Source organism: Candidatus Microbacterium phytovorans, from assembly GCA_029202445.1.
In the GTDB taxonomy this organism is placed as follows: domain Bacteria; phylum Actinomycetota; class Actinomycetes; order Actinomycetales; family Microbacteriaceae; genus Microbacterium; species Microbacterium phytovorans.
The window spans coordinates 1634678-1653111 of sequence record CP119321.1 but is presented as its reverse complement, the minus strand read 5'-3'; the positions used below and the strand labels follow the sequence as shown (position 1 = coordinate 1653111).

The 18434-nt window shown below is 70.2% G+C and carries 14 protein-coding genes; 11 read left to right on the top strand and 3 right to left on the bottom strand.

Features of this window, described 5'->3' with window-relative positions:
• Positions 1-113: 113 nt before the first annotated feature.
• The 4 genes from pta to P0Y48_07860 are packed head-to-tail and all read left to right on the top strand — an operon-like array spanning position 114 to position 6832.
• A complete protein-coding gene (pta, locus tag P0Y48_07875; GenBank protein WEK12398.1) occupies positions 114-2258 on the top strand; it encodes a phosphate acetyltransferase in 2145 nt (714 codons plus the stop codon).
• Positions 2255-3460 carry an acetate kinase gene (locus P0Y48_07870; GenBank protein ID WEK12397.1) on the top strand — a complete coding sequence of 402 codons (1206 nt, stop codon included), beginning with the start codon at positions 2255-2257 and terminating at the stop codon, positions 3458-3460. The genes pta and P0Y48_07870 overlap by 4 nt, the downstream gene beginning before the upstream one ends.
• 50 nt (positions 3461-3510) lie before the next feature.
• Positions 3511-4242 (top strand): HAD-IA family hydrolase, encoded by a 732-nt coding sequence (locus P0Y48_07865; protein ID WEK12396.1) that lies wholly within the window; start codon positions 3511-3513, stop codon positions 4240-4242.
• Between the two features lie 49 nt (positions 4243-4291).
• A complete protein-coding gene (locus P0Y48_07860; protein WEK12395.1) occupies positions 4292-6832 on the top strand; it encodes a glycosyl hydrolase family 65 protein in 2541 nt (846 codons plus the stop codon).
• On the opposite strand, the gene P0Y48_07855 is transcribed toward P0Y48_07860, so the two are convergent.
• A complete protein-coding gene (locus P0Y48_07855; protein WEK12394.1) occupies positions 6829-7998 on the bottom strand; it encodes an NAD(P)-binding domain-containing protein in 1170 nt (389 codons plus the stop codon). The genes P0Y48_07860 and P0Y48_07855 overlap by 4 nt on opposite strands.
• A gap of 71 nt (positions 7999-8069) precedes the next feature.
• Here P0Y48_07855 and P0Y48_07850 point away from each other — a divergent pair, with 71 nt between their 5' ends.
• From P0Y48_07850 to P0Y48_07840, 3 genes are read left to right on the top strand one after another with little or no spacing between them, the layout of a single operon-like run.
• On the top strand, positions 8070-10292 hold the full coding sequence (locus tag P0Y48_07850; GenBank protein ID WEK12393.1) for a DNA polymerase III subunit gamma and tau: 2223 nt from the start codon (positions 8070-8072) through the stop codon (positions 10290-10292).
• 2 nt (positions 10293-10294) lie between these two features.
• Positions 10295-10888 carry a recombination mediator RecR gene (gene recR / locus P0Y48_07845; GenBank protein ID WEK12392.1) on the top strand — a complete coding sequence of 198 codons (594 nt, stop codon included), beginning with the start codon at positions 10295-10297 and terminating at the stop codon, positions 10886-10888.
• Positions 10888-11808, top strand: a complete 921-nt coding sequence (locus P0Y48_07840) for a DMT family transporter (GenBank protein WEK12391.1) — start codon at positions 10888-10890, stop codon at positions 11806-11808. The genes recR and P0Y48_07840 overlap by 1 nt, the downstream gene beginning before the upstream one ends.
• Positions 11809-11867: 59 nt before the next feature.
• On the opposite strand, the gene P0Y48_07835 is transcribed toward P0Y48_07840, so the two are convergent.
• On the bottom strand, positions 11868-12284 hold the full coding sequence (locus P0Y48_07835) for a hypothetical protein (protein ID WEK12390.1): 417 nt from the start codon (positions 12282-12284) through the stop codon (positions 11868-11870).
• 133 nt (positions 12285-12417) lie between these two features.
• Between P0Y48_07835 and P0Y48_07830 the strand changes: the two genes are divergently transcribed.
• Complete coding sequence (locus P0Y48_07830; GenBank protein WEK12389.1) at positions 12418-13704, top strand: aspartate kinase; 1287 nt, start codon at positions 12418-12420, stop codon at positions 13702-13704.
• A 211-nt stretch (positions 13705-13915) separates the two neighbouring features.
• On the opposite strand, the gene P0Y48_07825 is transcribed toward P0Y48_07830, so the two are convergent.
• Positions 13916-14665 carry an NAD(P)H-binding protein gene (locus P0Y48_07825; GenBank protein WEK12388.1) on the bottom strand — a complete coding sequence of 250 codons (750 nt, stop codon included), beginning with the start codon at positions 14663-14665 and terminating at the stop codon, positions 13916-13918.
• A gap of 89 nt (positions 14666-14754) precedes the next feature.
• Here P0Y48_07825 and sigJ point away from each other — a divergent pair, with 89 nt between their 5' ends.
• The 3 genes from sigJ to mqo all read left to right on the top strand — a co-directional run bounded on the left by sigJ (position 14755) and on the right by mqo (position 18419).
• On the top strand, positions 14755-15654 hold the full coding sequence (sigJ, locus tag P0Y48_07820; GenBank protein WEK12387.1) for an RNA polymerase sigma factor SigJ: 900 nt from the start codon (positions 14755-14757) through the stop codon (positions 15652-15654).
• Positions 15655-15772: 118 nt separating this feature from the next.
• Positions 15773-16843, top strand: coding sequence for an aspartate-semialdehyde dehydrogenase (locus P0Y48_07815; protein ID WEK12386.1), 1071 nt, complete (start codon positions 15773-15775; stop codon positions 16841-16843).
• Positions 16844-16988: 145 nt separating this feature from the next.
• Entirely contained in the window at positions 16989-18419 is a 1431-nt protein-coding gene (gene mqo / locus P0Y48_07810) for a malate dehydrogenase (quinone) (GenBank protein WEK15037.1), read from the top strand.
• Positions 18420-18434: the final 15 nt, after the last annotated feature.

The window sequence follows — 18434 nt, the reverse complement described above, 5'->3', positions numbered from 1 at the left end:
GGGCCCGACATCTGACGGCGCGCTCGTCGACACCTCCGATTTCCGGGGGAGCGGGAGGTTTTGTCCGGGGCCTCTCCTGGCCGCCTCTCGGGCGCGCCGCCTAGGCTGAAGCGGTGGCCAAGAGCATCTACATCACGTCGACCGAAGGTCTCTCGGGGAAGTCCACGATCGTCCTCGGGGTGATCGACGCCCTCACCCGCGTGTCACCCAAAGTCGGTGTGTTCCGGGCGATCGCGCGGTCGACGACCGAGCGCGACTACGTGCTGGAGATGCTGCTCGACCACGTGGGCGTCGAGCTCAAGTACGACGAGTGCATCGGCGTCACCTACGACGACGTGCGTCGGGATGCCGATGCCGCGCTCTCCAAGATCGTCGAGCGGTTCAAGGCCGTCGAGGCCAAGTGCGACGCGGTCGTGATCGTCGGCAGCGACTTCACCGACGTCGGGTCGACCTCCGAACTCGGGTACAACGCGCGGATCGCCGCGAACCTCGGCGCCCCGGTGCTCCTGGTGCTCAACGGCCGCGCGGGCGAGGGCGACCGGCTGGGCGTCAGCGTCGCGCGCACCCCCGAGCAGCTCGCCCAGGTCACCGAACTCGCTGTGGCCGAGGTGCGCACCCACCGCGCCGAGTTGTTCGCCGTCATCACCAACCGCGCCGACCCGGTCAAGCTGCATGCGATCAACGACGGCATCCGCAAGGTCGTCGCCGATGTCCCGGCCGCCGACGGGCACCGCGAGGCGGCTGTGGGAGTGTGGTCGATCCCCGAAGACCTCTACCTGGTGGCTCCGGCCGTGCGCGACGTGATGCTCACACTCGAGGGGCGTCTCCTTCGCGGCGACGAGGACCTCCTCACGCGAGAGGTGCTCGACGTCGTCGTGGCGGGCATGTCGCTCAACAACATCCTCCCGAGGCTGCGCGAGGGCGCGATCGTCATCGTCCCGGCCGACCGCACCGAAGTGCTGCTCGGGCTGCTGCTGGCCAACTCCTCCGGCACCTTCCCGTCGATCTCCGGCATCATCCTCAACGGTCCCTTCCCGCTCCCGGATGCCGTGGAGCGTCTCATGGTGGGCCTCGACTCCTCCCTGCCGATCATCCAGACCGATCTCGACACCTACGACACGGCGGTGCGCGTGATGGGCACGCGCGGACGCCTGGCGGCCGGTTCGCAGCGGCGCTACGACACGGCCCTCGCCCTCTTCGAGCAGAACGTCGACACCGAGGAGCTGACGACGTCGCTCGGCCTCACGACCTCGCACGTCGTCACGCCCCTCATGTTCGAGTACCAGCTGCTGGAGACGGCGCGCGCGTCGCGTAAGCGCATCGTGCTGCCAGAAGGCGGCGACGACCGGGTGCTGCGCGCCGCCGCAACGGTGCTGGCCCGCGGCATCGCCGACCTCACGATCCTCGGCGACGAGGCCGAGGTCCGCGGACGCGCGGTCGAACTGGGCCTCGACATCAGCGCGGCGCAGGTGCTGAGCCCCTTCGACCCCGCGACGGTCGACCGCTTCGCGACCGCATACGCGGAGCTGCGCAAGCATAAGGGCGTCACCTACGAGAAGGCCGCCGACACCATCACCGACGTCTCGTACTTCGGCACGATGATGGTCCATCTCGGGATGGCGGACGGCATGGTCTCCGGCGCCGCGCACACGACGGCGCACACGATCCGGCCGGCGTTCGAGATCATCAAGACGCGCCCGGGCGTCTCCGTCGTCTCCAGCGTCTTCCTCATGGCCCTCGCCGACCGGGTGCTCGTCTACGGCGACTGCGCGGTGATCCCCGATCCCAGCAGCGAGCAGCTCGCCGACATCGCGGTGTCGTCGGCGGCGACGGCCGCACAGTTCGGCATCGAGCCGCGCATCGCGATGCTGTCGTACTCGACGGGGGAGTCGGGCACGGGCGCCGATGTCGACAAGGTGCGCGCGGCCACCGTGCTCGTGCGCGAGCGCGCTCCGGAGCTGCTGGTGGAGGGCCCGATCCAGTACGACGCCGCCGCGGATGCGGCCGTCGCCAAAGCCAAGATGCCCGAGTCCGAGGTCGCCGGGCGGGCCACGGTGTTCGTGTTCCCCGACCTGAACACCGGCAACAACACGTACAAGGCGGTGCAGCGTTCGGCGGGAGCCGTCGCGATGGGCCCCGTCCTGCAGGGACTGAACCGCCCGATCAACGACCTGTCGCGCGGCGCGCTCGTCGAAGACATCGTCAACACCATCGCGATCACCGCGATCCAGGCACAGAACCAGGGAGAGCACGCGTGACCGTCGTCCTCGTCATCAACAGCGGCTCCTCGTCGTTCAAGTACCAGCTCCTCGACGTCGAGAGCGAGCGGTCGCTGGCATCCGGTCTCGTCGAGCGCATCGGCGAGGAGCTGGGTTCGGCGCGTCACAAGGTGATCGGGACGGAGGGGGATGCCGAATCGGCGCGGGAGCTGCCGATCCCCGACCACGCCGCCGGCTTCGCCGTGATGCTCGCCGCCTTCGCGGAGAACGGCCCGTCGCTCACCGACAACCCTCCGGCGGCGATCGGCCACCGGGTGGTGCAGGGCGGCGCGCGGTTCTTCCAGCCGACGCTGATCGACGATCTCGTCGAGATCAACATCGACGAGCTCTCGGTACTGGCGCCGCTCCACAATCCGGGCGCTGTCCAGGGCATCCGCGCCGCGCGGGAGGCGTTCCCCGACCTCGCTCACGTCGCGGTGTTCGACACGGCGTTCCACCAGACACTCCCGCCGGCGGCGTACACCTACGCGATCGACCGCGACATGGCGCGCAAGCACCGCATCCGGCGCTACGGATTCCACGGTACGAGCCACAAGTTCGTCAGCCGCGCGGCCGCCGAGCACCTCGGCAGGCCGCTGCGCGAGCTGAAGCAGATCGTGCTGCACCTGGGCAACGGCGCGTCGGTCACCGCGGTCGACGGCGGGCACTCGGTGGAGACCTCGATGGGTCTCACGCCGCTGGAAGGGCTCGTGATGGGCACCCGATCCGGCGATATCGACCCTTCCGTGCTCCTCGTGCTCGCCCGCCGCGAGGAGATGAGCCCCGGTGAACTCGATGCGTTCCTCAACAAGCGCAGCGGCATGCTGGGCCTCGCCGGCGTCTCCGACATGCGCGACATCGAAGAGCGCAGGGATGCCGGCAACGGCGCCGCGATGCTCGCCTTCGACGTCTACGTCCACCGGCTGCGGGCCTACCTCGGTGCGTACATCGCTCAGATGGGCGGCGTCGACGTGATCTCGTTCACGGCGGGCGTGGGTGAGAATTCGCCGCTCGTGCGGGCCGCAGCGCTCGAGACGCTCGGGTTCCTCGGCATCCGGGTCGATCCCGTGCGCAACGAGACGCGAGCCCGGGGCATCCGCGCGATCTCGACCGACGACTCCGACGTCACGGTGCTGGTCGTGCCCACGAACGAGGAGCTCGAGATCGCCCGTCAGACGATGTCGATCGTCGGGCGCGCCTGATCCCGCCAACGCCTCTCCCACGGGTCGGGGCTCGCGACTACGCTGGTCGAGTGACAGCCGCTCAGCTCCCCGATCTGACCTCGTACGACGGCGTTCTCTTCGACCTCGACGGAGTGCTCACTCCGACGGCGGAGGTGCACATGCACGCCTGGCAGACCATGTTCACCGAGCTCTTCACCGCGTGGGACATCACCCCGCCCTACTCGGAGCGCGACTACTTCGAGTACCTCGACGGCAAGAAGCGCTACGACGGCGTCGCGAGCCTCCTGCGCTCGCGCGACGTCGAGGTGCCGTGGGGTGATCCGTCCGATCCGCCGTCGGCCGACACCGTCTGCGGCATCGGCAACCGGAAGAACGACGTGTTCTCCAGCGTGCTGCGCGCCGAGGGGATCACCCCGTACCCCGGCTCGCTGGCCCTCGTCGACCGGCTGCGGGCCGCGGGAGTGCCGATCGCGGTCGTATCCAGTTCCAAGAACGCGGAGGAGGTGCTGCAGGTCGCCGGCATCCGTGACCTCTTCCCCGTCGTGATGGACGGTGTCATCGCCGAGCGCGATGGCCTTCCCTCCAAGCCGGCCCCCGATGTGTTCGCCGAGGGCGCCCGCATGCTGGGCGTCGATCCCGCCCGCAGCGCCGCCGTCGAAGACGCGCACTCCGGCGTGCAGTCCGCCGCGGCGGCAGGGTTCGCGCTCGTGGTCGGTGTCGACCGCGGCGTGGGTGCCGACGTGCTCCTGTCCTCGGGGGCACATGTCGTCGTCGACGACCTGTCCGCCTTCGTCTCCTGAACGACCCCGTCGTACCGTTCTCCGTCGACCTCCAGACCAGAGGAGCTCCATGATCGATCGCGATCGCTTCCCCGTCGACCCGTGGCGTCTCGTCGAGCGCACGTTCTCCCTCGACGACGTGGGGGTCACCGAGACCCTCTTCGCCCAGGGGAACGGCTATCTCGGCCTCCGGGGGAATCACCCGGAAGGCCGTCATGCCCACGAGCACGGCACCTTCGTGAACGGCTTTCACGAGATCTTCCCGATCCGTCATGCCGAGCAGGCCTACGGCTTCGCCGAGGTCGGGCAGACCATCATCAACGCGCCCGACGCCAAGGTGATGCGCGTGTACGTCGACGACGAACCCCTGTCGTTCGACGTGGCCGACGTGCGCGAGTACGAGCGTGCCTTCGACTTCCGCACGGGAGTGCTGACGCGGCACGTGCGGTGGACCACCCCGAGCGGCAAGGACGTCGTCATCGACTTCGAGCGCATGGTGTCGTTCGAGGAGAAGCACCTGGCCGTCATGCGCGTCACCGTCACGGTGCTCAACGCCGATGCCCCCGTCACCGTGAGCTGCCAGCTCATCAACCGACAGGACGGCCAGGACGTCTACGGCGGCGGCGGCCCCGCGGGGAAGGCCAAGGCCGGCTTCGATCCCCGCAAGGCGGAGAAGATCGACGAGCGCGTGCTCCAGCCCCAGGAGTTCTGGCAGGACGGCCTGCGCTCGGCGCTGGCGTACCGCGTCACCGCCTCCGGCATGACGATCGCCGTCGTCGCCGACCATGTCGTCGACACCGAGAACGAGTACTCGGCACGCACGCTCGCCGAGCCCGACATCACCAAGAACGTCTTCCGCGTCCAGGCGAAGGCGGGCGTTCCCACGACGGTCACGAAGCTCGTGAGCTACCACACCTCCCGCGGCGTGCCCGCGCGCGAACTCGTCGACCGCGGCCGCCGCACCCTCGACCGCGTCGGTGCGGAGGGCGTGCAAGAGCAGTTCGACCGCCAGGCCGCGTGGGCCGAGGCCTTCTGGCAGCGGTCCGATGTGGTCATCGAGGGTCGCGACGACCTCCAGCAGGCCACCCGGTGGTGCCTCTGGCAGTTGGCGCAGGCGGCCGCGCGGGCCGACGGGCAGGGGGTGCCGGCCAAGGGCGTCTCGGGCTCGGGCTACAGCGGCCACTACTTCTGGGACACGGAGATCTACGTGCTCCCGTTCCTCATCTACACGACTCCGCTGTGGGCGCGCAACGCGCTGCGGATGCGGTACCTCATGCTGCCGTCGGCGCGGAAGCGTGCCGGTCAGCTCAACGAGGCGGGTGCGCTCTTCCCGTGGCGCACGATCAACGGCGAGGAGGCGTCGGCCTACTACGCGGCCGGCACCGCGCAGTACCACATCAACGCCGACGTCAGCTTCGCTCTCGGCAAGTACGTGCGAGCGACGGGCGATGACGAGTTCCTCCACCGCGAGGGCGTGGACATCGCCGTCGAGACCGCCCGCCTGTGGACCACGCTCGGTTTCTGGCGCTACAACGAGACCGGCGACCCCGAGGTGTTCCACATCCACGGCGTCACCGGCCCCGACGAGTACACGACGGTCGTCAACGACAACCTCTTCACGAACGTCATGGCCCGCTACAACCTGCGCTTCGCGGCGCGTGCGGTGCGCGAGATGGAGGAGGACGAGCCGGAGCGCTACGCCCACATGGTCGACCGCCTGCGTCTCGAGCCGGGCGAGCCGGAAGCCTGGGACCGTGCCGCCGAGGCGATGCACATCCCGTACAGCGAGGCGCTCGGTATCCATCCGCAGGATGCGGTGTTCCTCGAGCGGGAGGTCTGGGATCTCGAGAACACTCCGCCGGAGCAGCGGCCTCTCCTCCTGCACTTCCACCCACTGGTGATCTACCGCTACCAGGTGCTCAAGCAGGCCGACGTCGTGCTCGCGCTGTACCTGCAGGGCAACCACTTCACGGCGGAGGAGAAGCTCGCCGACTTCCAGTACTACGACCCGCTCACGACGGGCGACTCGACGCTGTCCGCCGTCGTGCAGTCGATCCTCGCGGCCGAGGTGGGGTACCAGGATCTCGCCCTGGAGTACTTCCGGGAGTCGATCTTCGTCGACCTGGGCGACCTGCACCACAACGCCGCCGACGGTGTGCACGTCGCGTCGGCGGGCGGCGTGTGGACGGCGCTGGTGGCCGGCTTCGGTGGCATGCGCGACCACTTCGGCGACCTGTCGTTCGACCCGCGCCTCCCGGCCGACTGGCCGTCGCTGTCGTACACACTGCACTGGCACGGCACCGAGCTGAAGATCACGGTGACCGCCGACGCCCTCACGGTCGTGGCGGGCCCGGGTGAATCGGTGGGCTTCGAGGTGCGCGGGGCTTGGTACTCGGTCGAGGGTGGCGGGACGGTCGTCGTGCCGCTCGAGGGTCAGGGCCCCGTGCTGCCGGGCCGTCCGACGCTCGGCGACATCAGTGAGCAGCTGCGCGAGGACGGGTCGATGATCTCGGCATCCGTCCCCATCTCCACCGCCACGTCGTCGATCCCGGTGATCACCGGATCGTCGCCCACGTTGACCGAGAACGGCAACCTCGGCGTCGACTCCTAGGTCGCCGCGAACCCGGCGGGTGCGGAGGCTCCGGCTTCCGCACCCGCCGTCGGCGTTTCTGCTGCCCGCATCGGGGCGTGGCGGCGGTCGGCGACGATGGCGCGCACGGCGTCGCGGCCGGCGCGGTTGGCGCCGACGGTGGACTGCGAGGGCCCGTAGCCGATGAGGAAGAGCCGCGGGTCGTCGAGGGAACGTCCGTCGGCCACACGGATGCCGCCCGCGGGGGTGCGCAGCCCGAGCGGCGCGAGGTGGGCGATGTCGGCGCGGAATCCGGTGGCCCACAGGATGACGTCGGCCGGCTCGAAGGAGCCGTCCGGCATCCGCACGCCGTTCTCCTCGATCGAGACGAACATCGGATGCCGTGCGAGCACACCCCGTGAGTGGGCGGCTCGCGCCCACGGAGTCCAGTGCTGGCCCGTCACGGAGATGACGCTGCCGGGCGGGAGTCCGCGGCGCACGCGTTCTTCCACGCCGGCGATCGCGGCGATCCGCGCGGCCGTGTCGAAGTCGCCGGCATCCCACTCGACTTCGCGGCGCGTCACCCAGAAGGTGTCGGCGACGCGGGAGATCTCGTCGAGGAGCTGGATCGCCGAGACGCCCGCCCCGACGATCACGACGCGCCGGCCCGCGAATTCCTCGGCGGAGACATAGTCGTGGACGTGGAGCTGCCGGCCCGCGAACCGGTCCTGCCCCGGGTAGTGCGGCCAGAACGGACGCCGCCACGTGCCGGTCGCGTTGATCACGTACGCGGCGCTCCACGTTCCCGCGTCGGTCTCGACGAGCAGACGCCCGTGCGGGTCGTCGTCGGCGCGACGGACGGCCGCGACCCGCACGGGACGGCGTACCCGCAGGTCGAAGCGCGCCTCGTACGCGGCGAAGTACGCGGGCAGGACGTCGCGGCTCGCCGCTGCGGGGTCTGCCGGCGGCACCGCGAATCCCGGGAGTTCGTGGATGCCGTTCACGGTCGCCATGCGGAGCGACGCCCAGCGGTGCTGCCACGCGCCTCCCGGAGCGGTTTCGGCGTCGAGCACGACGAACGACCCCGCTCCCGCGACTTCCGGCGGACCGTCGACGGGACCGAAACCGCGGCGGCGGAGGTGATAGGTGGCCGAGAGGCCCGCCTGCCCGGCGCCGATCACGACGACGTCGGCGGGTGCAGGCTCCATGCCGGGGGCAACGTCCTCGGGGGCGGGGTTCTTCCCGTCGCGATGTCTGCGGGACGCCGTAGTCTGTTCTGGTGACCACCGCCCTGTATCGCCGCTACCGGCCCGAGTCGTTCGGCGAGATGATCGGGCAGTCCCAGGTCACCGAGCCGCTCATGACCGCGTTGCGCGGCGACCGCGTGGGTCACGCCTACCTCTTCTCCGGCCCCCGTGGCTGCGGAAAGACCACGTCGGCGCGCATTCTCGCCCGATGCCTCAACTGCGCTCAGGGCCCCACCGACACGCCCTGCGGAACATGCGACAGTTGTGTCGAACTCAGCCGCGGCGGCGGCGGTTCGCTCGACGTCGTCGAGATCGACGCGGCATCCCACAACGGCGTCGACGATGCGCGCGACCTGAGGGAGCGGGCCGTCTTCGCTCCGGCGCGCGACCGCTTCAAGATCTTCATCCTCGACGAGGCCCACATGGTCACGGCGCAGGGCTTCAACGCGCTGCTCAAGCTCGTGGAGGAGCCGCCGGCGCACGTCAAGTTCATCTTCGCGACGACCGAGCCCGAGAAGGTCATCGGCACGATCCGCTCGCGCACCCACCACTACCCGTTCCGGCTGGTCGCTCCGGCGGCCATGCTCGAGTACGTCGAGCAGTTGTGCACGGCCGAGAACGTGTCGGTCGAGCCGGGTGTGCTGCCACTCGTCGTCCGCGCCGGTGGCGGATCGCCGCGCGACACGCTCTCGTTGCTCGATCAGCTCATCGCCGGTTCCGATGACGGCGTCGTGGGATACGAGCGGGCCGTGGCACTGCTCGGCTACACGCACGGCGAGCTGCTCGACGAGGTCGTGGAGGCGTTCGCGCGCCACGATGCCGGAGCGGCCTTCGCCGCCGTCGACCGCGTCGTGCAGACCGGTCAGGATCCGCGACGTTTCGTCGACGACCTCCTCGAACGCCTGCGCGATCTCATCATCGTCTCCGCCACCGGAGCGGGGGCCTCTGCCGTCCTGCGGGGAGTCCCGGTCGACGAACTGGAGCGGATGGGCGTCCAGGCGTCCGCCTTCGGCACCGACCGTCTCTCGCGCGTCGCCGACATCGTGGTGACGGCTCTCGACGACATGTCCGGCGCTACGTCGCCGCGGCTCCAGCTCGAACTGCTCGTGGCACGCGTGCTGGCGAGCGCGGCGCCCGCGCCGCTCGTCTCCGCGGCGCCGTCCGCTGCGCCCGCGCAGGTGGCGGTCCCGGTGACGCCGAGCGCCGCTCCCGCCGCGCAGGTCTCGACCCCTGTCGCCGCGTCGTCCGCCGCGTCCCCTGCGCCGGCCGTGCCGGTCTCCGCCCCGCCCGGCGCTGCTTCCCCGGCACCCGAAGCGGCTCCGGTCGCCGACGCGGTCCCGGCCGCACCCGCCGTGCCGTCGGGTCCGCTCGCGCTGTCCGACGTCGTCGCGGCGTGGCCCCGGGTTCTCGCGGCCCTCGAGCCGGTCAGTCGATCGTCGTGGATGCTCGCGTCCGCGGCGCATCCCGTCGCCTTCGCCGGCGACGTGCTCACCCTCGCCTTCCACAGCGCCTCCGACGTCACATCCTTCAAGAAGCTCGCCGGCGGCAAGGGCCCGAGCGAAGACCTCCGGGGCGCGATCGTCCAGGTGCTCGGCGTGCGGGTCAAGTACGTCGCGCGCCACGATCCCTCGATCGGCGGTCTCGGCGGTCTCGGCGACCCCGGCGGTTCCGATGGTGCCGCTGCGTCGGGCGACGCCGATGCGGAGGGTGCGTCAGGTCCGTCACCCGAGACCGCGCCGGACGGCAACCGCCGCGACGCGCCGGCGGCACCACGCCCCGGTGTGCCCACCGCCTCGGCGGCGCCGCGACCTGCCCCCGCCCGTGCCCCCGAGCCCACGCGCTCCGCGCCCGTCGCCTCGGCCGCCGCCGCTCCCGTGACGGAGTGGGCCGTCGCCCCGATTCCGGGCGGCGACGCTGCTCCCGCACCGCTCGCCGTCGATGAGGAGCCCGAGGATGCCGCGGCCCCGGCATCCGTTCGCACGCTCACGCGCGAGCACGACGGCGACGTGCTCACCGACGCGGACGCGCCGATGACGGCCGAGGAGGAGGAAGAACTTCCGCCCCCCGTGATCGCCGACGCTCCTCTTCCGCCTCGTGCTCCCGTCGCCGTCGAGCGTCCGATCGAGCGGGCCGCGCCCGCCCGCACGTCGCGGCCCGGCGGGATCGAGCGTGTCGGCGAGGCCGTCGTCCGCCAGATTCTCGGCGCGACCTTCGTGCGCGAAGAGCCGTACACCCCGCCCGCGAGGTTCCAGTAATCATGTACGACGGCATTGTTCAAGATCTCATCGACGAGTTCGGTCGCCTTCCCGGCATCGGACCGAAGTCGGCGCAGCGCATCGCGTTCCACATCCTCCAAACGCCCACCTTCGACGTGTCCCGGCTCTCGCACCTGCTGGGGGAGCTGCGTGAAAGGGTGCGATTCTGCGAGATCTGCGGCAACGTGTCCGAGCAGGAGCGCTGTGGCATCTGTCGGGATCCGCGTCGCGATGCCACCTTCATCTGTGTCGTCGAAGACGCCAAAGACGTCTCGGCCATCGAGCGCACGCGGGAGTTCCGAGGGCTGTACCACGTGCTCGGCGGCGCGATCAGCCCCATCGCGGGGATCGGTCCCGACGATCTGCGCATCACGCAGCTGATGCAGCGACTCGCCGACGGCACGGTGCAGGAGGTCATCCTCGCGACCAATCCCAACCTGGAGGGCGAGGCGACCGCAACCTACCTCAGTCGGCTGCTGCATACGCTCGAGATCCGCGTCACCCGGCTGGCGTCCGGGCTTCCCGTGGGTGGCGACCTCGAGTACGCCGACGAAGTCACCCTCGGCCGCGCCTTCGAGGGGCGTCGCACCGTCTGATGGGCGCCACCACGGTCTCGGGGCGCGGCTGGCTGCTCTACGGCGCGATGGCCGTGCTCTGGGGCATCCCGTACCTCTTCATCAAGGAGGCCGTCGACTCCTACTCGCCCGCCGCCATCGTCGCCGGGCGCACCCTGCTGGGCGCGCTCATCCTCCTTCCGCTCGCTCTGCACCGACGAGCGCTCACGCCGGCGCTTCGGCTCTGGCCGTGGGTGCTGGCTTTCGGCGCCATCGAGATGGCCGGCCCCTTCCTGCTCCTCGGTCACGCCGAGCAGACGCTCTCGTCGGGGCTCACGGGTCTCCTCGTCGCTACCGTGCCCCTCTTCGCGGCGATCATCTCGCTGCTGCGCGGGGATCGCGGCGTGCTGTCCCCGGCCCGAGCCATCGGCCTGGGCGTGGGCTTCGCGGGGGTCGCGGTCATCGTCCTCGGACCGGGACTCGCCGTCGCCGATCCTCACGACGCGCTCTGGGCCGTGGGACAGGTGCTGCTGGTCGCCGTCCTCTACGCCATCGCGCCGTTCCTCATCGCGACGAAGCTGAAGGACGTGCCGTCGCTCGGCACGATCACGCTCTCCCTCCTGATGATCGGCATCGCGTACCTGCCCTTCGGCCTGCTGACGCAGCACGAGGTGCCGACCGTCCGCTCCACCGTGTCTCTCGTGGCCCTCGGCATCCTCTGCACGGCCGTCGCCTTCCTCGGGTTCTTCGCGCTCATCCGCGAGGTGGGCCCGGTGCGCGCGCCGCTGTTCACCTACGTCAATCCGGTCGTCGCGATCCTGCTGGGGGTCGTGATCCTGGGCGAGCCCCTCTCGCCCGGACTCCTGCTCGGCTTCCCGCTCGTCATCGTCGGATGCTGGCTCGCGGCGACGGGCGGACGGTTGCGCAGGCGACCGATCGCGAACGAACTCCCCATCGTCTGACCGTGCACGCCTCGCACGCGGGGTCGTCCGCAGGCCCGGACCCGCCTGCGGGCGCGAGGTCAGTCGAGCGGTGCGAAGGCTTCGGGATCGTTCGCGAACGCGACCTGCAGTGCCGCGTCGATGTCCTCGTCGGTGAGGGTATAGGTCGCATCGATGCGTTCGGCCGCGTCGGAGAAGTCGTCGTCGTCGTCATCGTCGTCGTCACCGGTGACGAGGTCGCGCTCCTCCAGCACCGCGTTGTCGATCGCCGCGGCCGCGTCTTCGAGACCGAGGAAGCGGTAGGCATCGACGACGGCGTCGCTCGTGTACACCTCGTCGTGCGCGTGCAGTTCGACGGCGTTCAGCAGCCCGCCGTTGTGGACGAGCCCGTGGAACGTGAGCACCGTCAAGAGGGCGGCGTCACCGGGGTGGGTGGCATCGGTGGGAGAGGCGAGGTCGAGGGCACGTTCCCAGATCGCGTCGGTGTGAGCGCTCATGCGTTACACGCTACGCGTTCGGGGCCGTCCGTCACATGGCCGTCGTGGCATCCGACCCCTTCTAAGATGGGACGTCGGGGCCGGTTCCGGCCCGCCCGGCCCCTACGGCCGGAGGTTTCCCGGGAGTTGTGCAGTGGCGCTGATCGTCCAGAAGTACGGCGGATCGTCGGTCGCCGACGCCGAGAGCATCAAGCGCGTCGCGAAGCGGATCGTCGACGCCCGCCGCGCGGGTCACGATGTTGTCGTCGCCGTCAGCGCGATGGGCGACACGACCGACGAACTCCTCGATCTCGCGCACGCCGTCGCGCCGATCCCCGCGCCGCGAGAGCTCGACATGCTTCTCTCCTCGGGTGAACGCATCTCGATGGCCCTCCTCGCGATGGCGATCCACTCCATGGGGTTCGAAGCCCGGTCGCTCACCGGCAGCCAGGCGGGCATGATCACCACGGCCCACCACGGTGCCGCCCGCATCGTCGACGTCACTCCCGTGCGCGTGCGGGAAGCGCTCGACGAGGGGGCGATCGTCATCGTCGCGGGCTTCCAGGGCTTCAACCGCGACACCCGCGACATCACGACACTCGGGCGGGGCGGTTCCGATACGACCGCCGTGGCTCTCGCCGCCGCGCTCGACGCCGACGTGTGCGAGATCTACAGCGACGTCGACGGCATCTTCACGGCCGATCCGCGCGTCGTGCCCAAGGCGCGCAAGCTCGGCACGATCGGTGCCGAAGAGATGCTCGAGCTCGCCGCCAACGGTGCCAAAGTCCTGTACATCCGTGCGGTGGAGTACGCTCGCCGCCACGGCGTCATGATCCATGCCCGCTCGACGTTCAGCTCGGGGGTCGGCACGTTCGTGCTCGGACCCGGGATGAGCATTCCCGAGGGCGTAGAAGGGGTTGAAGTGGAAGAGCCGATCGTCGCGGGAGTCGCGACCGACCTCAGCCAGGCGAAGATCACGGTCATCGGGGTTCCCGACGTTCCCGGCAAGGCCGCGGAGATCTTCAAGATCGTCGCGCGCAGCGGGGCGAACGTCGACATGATCGTGCAGAACGTCTCGGCGGCCGCCACCGGACGCACCGACATCTCCTTCACGCTCCCCAAGGCGGATGCCTCGGCGGCGCTGCGGGCGCTCGCGGCAGAGCAGCAGGGCGTCGGTTTCGAGAGCCTCGTCCACGACGATCAGATCGGGAAGCTGTCGGTCGTCGGTGCAGGGATGCGCGCCCACAGCGGCGTCTCGGCGACCCTCTTCGAGGCGCTGTCGACGGCGGGCGTGAACATCGAGATGATCTCCACGTCCGAGATCCGCATCTCGGTCGTCGTCCGCGGCGACGAACTGGCCGACGCTGCGCGCATCGTGCACACCGCCTACGGTCTCGACGGCGACGCGGAAGCGGTCGTCTACGCCGGCACCGGGCGCTGATCCGCTCTTTACCCGGTCGTCGCGCCCGCTTCCCGGTCGTTGAGCGAGCGCTTTCCGGTCGTTGAGCGAGCGCTTTCCGGTCGTTGAGCGAGCGCAGCGAGACGAAACGCGATCGCCGTTCGTCTCGTCGCTGCGCTCCTCGCTCAACGACCGGGGTGAGGCGGGCCCTTTACCCGGTCGTTGAGCGAGCGCAGCGAGACGAAACGCAGCTTCAGCTTCGCTCGGCGAGCCATTCGATGAAGCTCGGGCCGAGCAGCTGCGCCTCCGGCCCCGGTAGCGCGAATCCCTGCCGCATTCCGCGCATCTGCGGTCCGGGGAGGCTCATCGGCAGCACCGGTCCCCGACGGCCCTCGTGTCGCACCCACGCGCGGACCATGTCCGACAGCGCCTCCTCGTGGGGGCCGGCGATGTCGTCGGCGCGCCCCGCGGGAGCACCTTCCGCGAGGGCCACGAGTCTCTCGGCCACGGCCGACGCCGCAATCGGCTGCACGCGGGCGCGCGGGGCGATCTGCAGGGGTCCGAGCTTCGCCTGCGCGGCGACCTGCTGCGCGAACTCGTGGAACTGGGTGGCGCGCAGGATCGTGGACGGCACCGTGCCCGCCGCGTATTCCGCCTCCTGGGCGACCTTCCCGGCGTAATAGCCGTGCGGGTTGCGGTCGATCCCCACGATGGACAGGACGACGATATGGCGGATGCCGGTCTCGGCGGCGGCCGTGAGGAGGTTCCGCGACGCCTGTTGGAAGAACGCGACCGACTCTTCCGCGCTCATCGTCCCGACGCTGGCGACGTCGATCGCGACGTCGGCGCCGGCGAGGGCGGCGGCGAGACCCGCTCGGGGCGGCTGCAGCACGTCGACGCCCGTCGAGCGCGCCAGGACGACGGCGTCGTGCCCGCGGGCGTGTGCGGCGGCGACGACCTCCCTCCCGACGGTGCCTGTTCCTCCGATGACGGCGATCCTCATGGTGTTCCCTTCCTCGATCGGTCAATGTAACGACGACGCAGCCGCGCAGAATGTGAGGTGACGCGTCGGCGCGCACGAGAGGGCGGGGTGTGGACGAGACGACGAGCGAAGCGGAACTGGCCGGCGGCGGACTGCTGGCGGCGGAGCGACCGCGCCTCCTTGCCGCCGCCTACCGGATGCTCGGCACCCGTGCCGACGCCGAGGATGCCGTCCAGGAGGCCTTCACCCGATGGCTTCGCCTCAGCGATGAGGAACGCGGCGCCGTCCGTGCTCCGGGCGCCTGGCTCCTCCGCGTCACGGGACGCGTGTGCCTGGACGTGTGGGGCTCCGCGCGGCGCAGACGCGAGCTGTATGTGGGGGAGTGGCTCCCGGAACCCCTCCCGGTGCACGCGGATGCCGCGGACGATGACCCTGCGGAGCGTGTCGAACGGGCGGACAGCGTCTCGACCGCGCTCCTCCTCGTGCTGGAGACACTGACGCCCGCCGAGCGGGTCGCGTTCGTGCTCCACGACGTCTTCGCGGTGTCGTTCACCGAGATCGCCGACGTCGTCGGCCGGACGCCGGCGGCGTGCCGTCAGTTGGCCGCGTCGGCCCGTCGCCATGTGGGATCGCGGCCCGGCGTCGGGGTGTCACGCGACCGCCATTCCGCCCTCGTGCGCGCCTTTGCGGATGCCGCGGGGTCCGGCCGCCTCGAGGCGCTGGTCGCCGTCCTCGACCCCGACGTGGTGCTGCGCTCCGACGGGGGAGGCCGGGTCTCCGCCGCGCGGCGTCCGGTCCGCGGCTCGGACGATGTCGCCCGATTCCTTCTCGGCCTCGCGCGGAAGCAGCCGGAGGCCACGTACGAGCCCGTCGTGCACGGCGACGGCGACGGCATCCTGATCCGGCTGGACGCTGCCGTCGCCGCGGTCGTCTCGTTCGCCACCGATGGGGCGCGCGTGACCGACATCTGGATGATGCGCAATCCCGACAAGCTCGGTGCGTGGCGTTGACGGATGCCGGGGCGTGCCGACGCCTGGGCGTCACACGGTCGGGGTGGTGGTGAGCGGCCGGTAGAATCGCGGCAACGCCCACTCGGGCACGCCCCCGCTTCACCGGCAAGGATCCACCATGACTCGCATCTCCGAATCCGGACTCTCCGTCGCCGTCGTCGGCGCCACCGGCCAGGTCGGCACCGTCATGCGCGAGATTCTCGCCGAGCGCGATTTCCCGATTCGCGAACTGCGTCTGTTCGCCACCGCCCGCAGCGCGGGCACGTCGGTCGAGTTCGCGGGCGAGTCGATCGTCGTCGAAGACGTCGCCACGGCAGACCCGTCGGGCATCGACATCGCGCTGTTCAGCGCCGGCGCCACCGGTTCGCGCGCGCACGCCCCGCGCTTCGCCGAGGCGGGTGCTGTCGTCATCGACAACTCCAGTGCCTGGCGCATGGACCCCGAGGTGCCGCTCGTCGTCAGCGAGGTCAACCCGCACGCGATCGAAGACCTCCCCAAGGGCATCATCGCCAATCCCAACTGCACCACCATGGCCGCGATGCCCGTGCTCAAGCCGCTTCACGCCGAAGCGGGGCTCGAGCGCCTCATCGTCAGCACCTACCAGGCGGTCTCGGGCTCGGGCCTCGCCGGGGCGCAGGAACTCCTCGGGCAGGTGGAGGCGGTGCTCGCGCAGGGCAACACGCTCGATCTCGTCCACGACGGCTCCGCGGTCGACTTCCCCCAGCCCGAGAAGTACGTGGCGCCCATCGCCTTCGACGTGATCCCGCTCGCCGGCTCCCTCGTCGACGACGGACAGGGTGAGACCGACGAAGAGAAGAAGCTCCGCAACGAGAGCCGCAAGATCCTGGAGCTGCCCGACCTGCGCGTCGCGGGAACCTGCGTCCGGGTGCCGGTCTTCACCGGTCACTCGCTGTCGATCCACGCCGAGTTCGCTCGGGAGCTCACGCCCGAGCGGGCACGCGAGATCCTGGCATCCGCTCCGGGCGTCGCGCTCGAAGAGGTGCCGACCCCTCTGCAGGCGGCCGGGAACGACCCGAGTTACGTCGGCCGCATCCGCGCCGACCAGTCCGCCCCGGAGGGCAAGGGTCTCGTGCTGTTCATCAGCAACGACAACCTCCGCAAGGGTGCCGCGCTCAACGCCGTGCAGATCGCCGAGCTCGTCGCGGCACGCCTCACCGCCGCCGTCTGACGGGGCGCCGCGCATATCCGGGGTGAAAGAACCCCGATCCTTGACGGACGAGGATGCCGCAAGCCGTCGGAGCCGGGGAAAACCGGGCCTAGACTGGAACATCGTGAGTGAACCAGTCGACGTCGTCCTGATCGGCGGTGGCATCATGAGCGCCACCCTCGGAACCCTCCTGAAGCAGTTGCAGCCGGAGTGGAAGATCGTCGTCTGCGAGCGCCTGTCGGAGGTGGCCCAGGAGTCCTCCAACGCGTGGAACAATGCGGGCACCGGTCACGCGGCGCTGTGCGAGCTCAACTACATGCCCGAAGCTCCCGACGGGACGGTCGATCCGGCCAAGGCGGTCGGCATCAACGAGCAGTTCCAGCAGAGCCGCCAGCTGTGGACGTCGCTCGTGGAGCGGGGAGTGCTCGACGAGCCGTCGACGTTCATCAACGCCGCGCCGCACATGACGTTCGTCCGCGGCGAGAAAGACGTCGCCTACCTGAAGAAGCGCTACGAGGCGCTGAAGACGCAACCGCTGTTCGCCGGCATCGAGTACTCGGAGGACTCGCGCGTCATCAACCAGTGGGCCCCGCTGCTCATGCAGAAGCGGCGCAAGGGCGAGCCGTTCGCGGCGACCCGCGTGCCGGCCGGCACCGACGTCGACTTCGGCTCGCTCACGCGCCAGCTCTTCGACGACCTCGCCGACAAGGGCGTCGAGGTCGTCACGAACCGAGAAGTGCGCAACCTCACGCGCCAGAAGGACGGCACGTGGAAGGTGTCGTACCGTCACTCGCTCGGGAAGACCCCGGGCAGCCTCACCGCGCGCTTCGTCTTCGTCGGTGCGGGCGGCTGGGCCATCAAGCTGCTGCAGCGCTCCGGCATCCCGGAGATCAAGGGGTACGGCGTCTTCCCGATCGGCGGGCAGTGGCTGAAGACCAGCAACCCCGCCATCGTCGCCCAGCACAAGGCGAAGGTGTACTCGCAGGCGTCCGTCGGCGCGCCGCCCATGTCGGTGCCGCACCTCGACACGCGCATCGTCGACGGCGAGGCGTCTCTGCTGTTCGGGCCGTTCGCGACGTTCAGCCCGAAGTTCCTCAAGAACGGGCGGATCACCGACATCATCGCCCAGGTGCGCCCTTCCAACCTGTGGCCCATGATCAAGGTCGCGATCGACAACCCGGGCCTCATCGGCTACCTCGTCAGCGAGCTTCTCAAGAATCACAAGAAGAAGGTCGATTCCCTGCGCACCTTCATGCCGACCGCGAAAGACGAGGACTGGGAGCTCCTGCAGGCCGGTCAGCGCGCGCAGGTCATGAAGAAGGACCCCGAGAAGGGTGGCGTGCTGCAGTTCGGCACCGAGGTCGTGACGTCGGCCGACGGTTCGATCGCGGGTCTCCTGGGTGCATCGCCGGGGGCGTCGACGGCGGCGTCGATCATGCTCGGTCTCCTCAAGCGCTGCTTCCCCGACCGGCTCGCCGAGTGGGAGCCCACGCTGCGCGAACTGATCCCCAGCTACGGCGACACGCTCAACCCCCGTCCCGAGGTCGCGGAGGAGTCGCTGCGACGCACGGCGGCGGCCCTGCAGATCAACCCGTGACAGCGGTTCGATAGC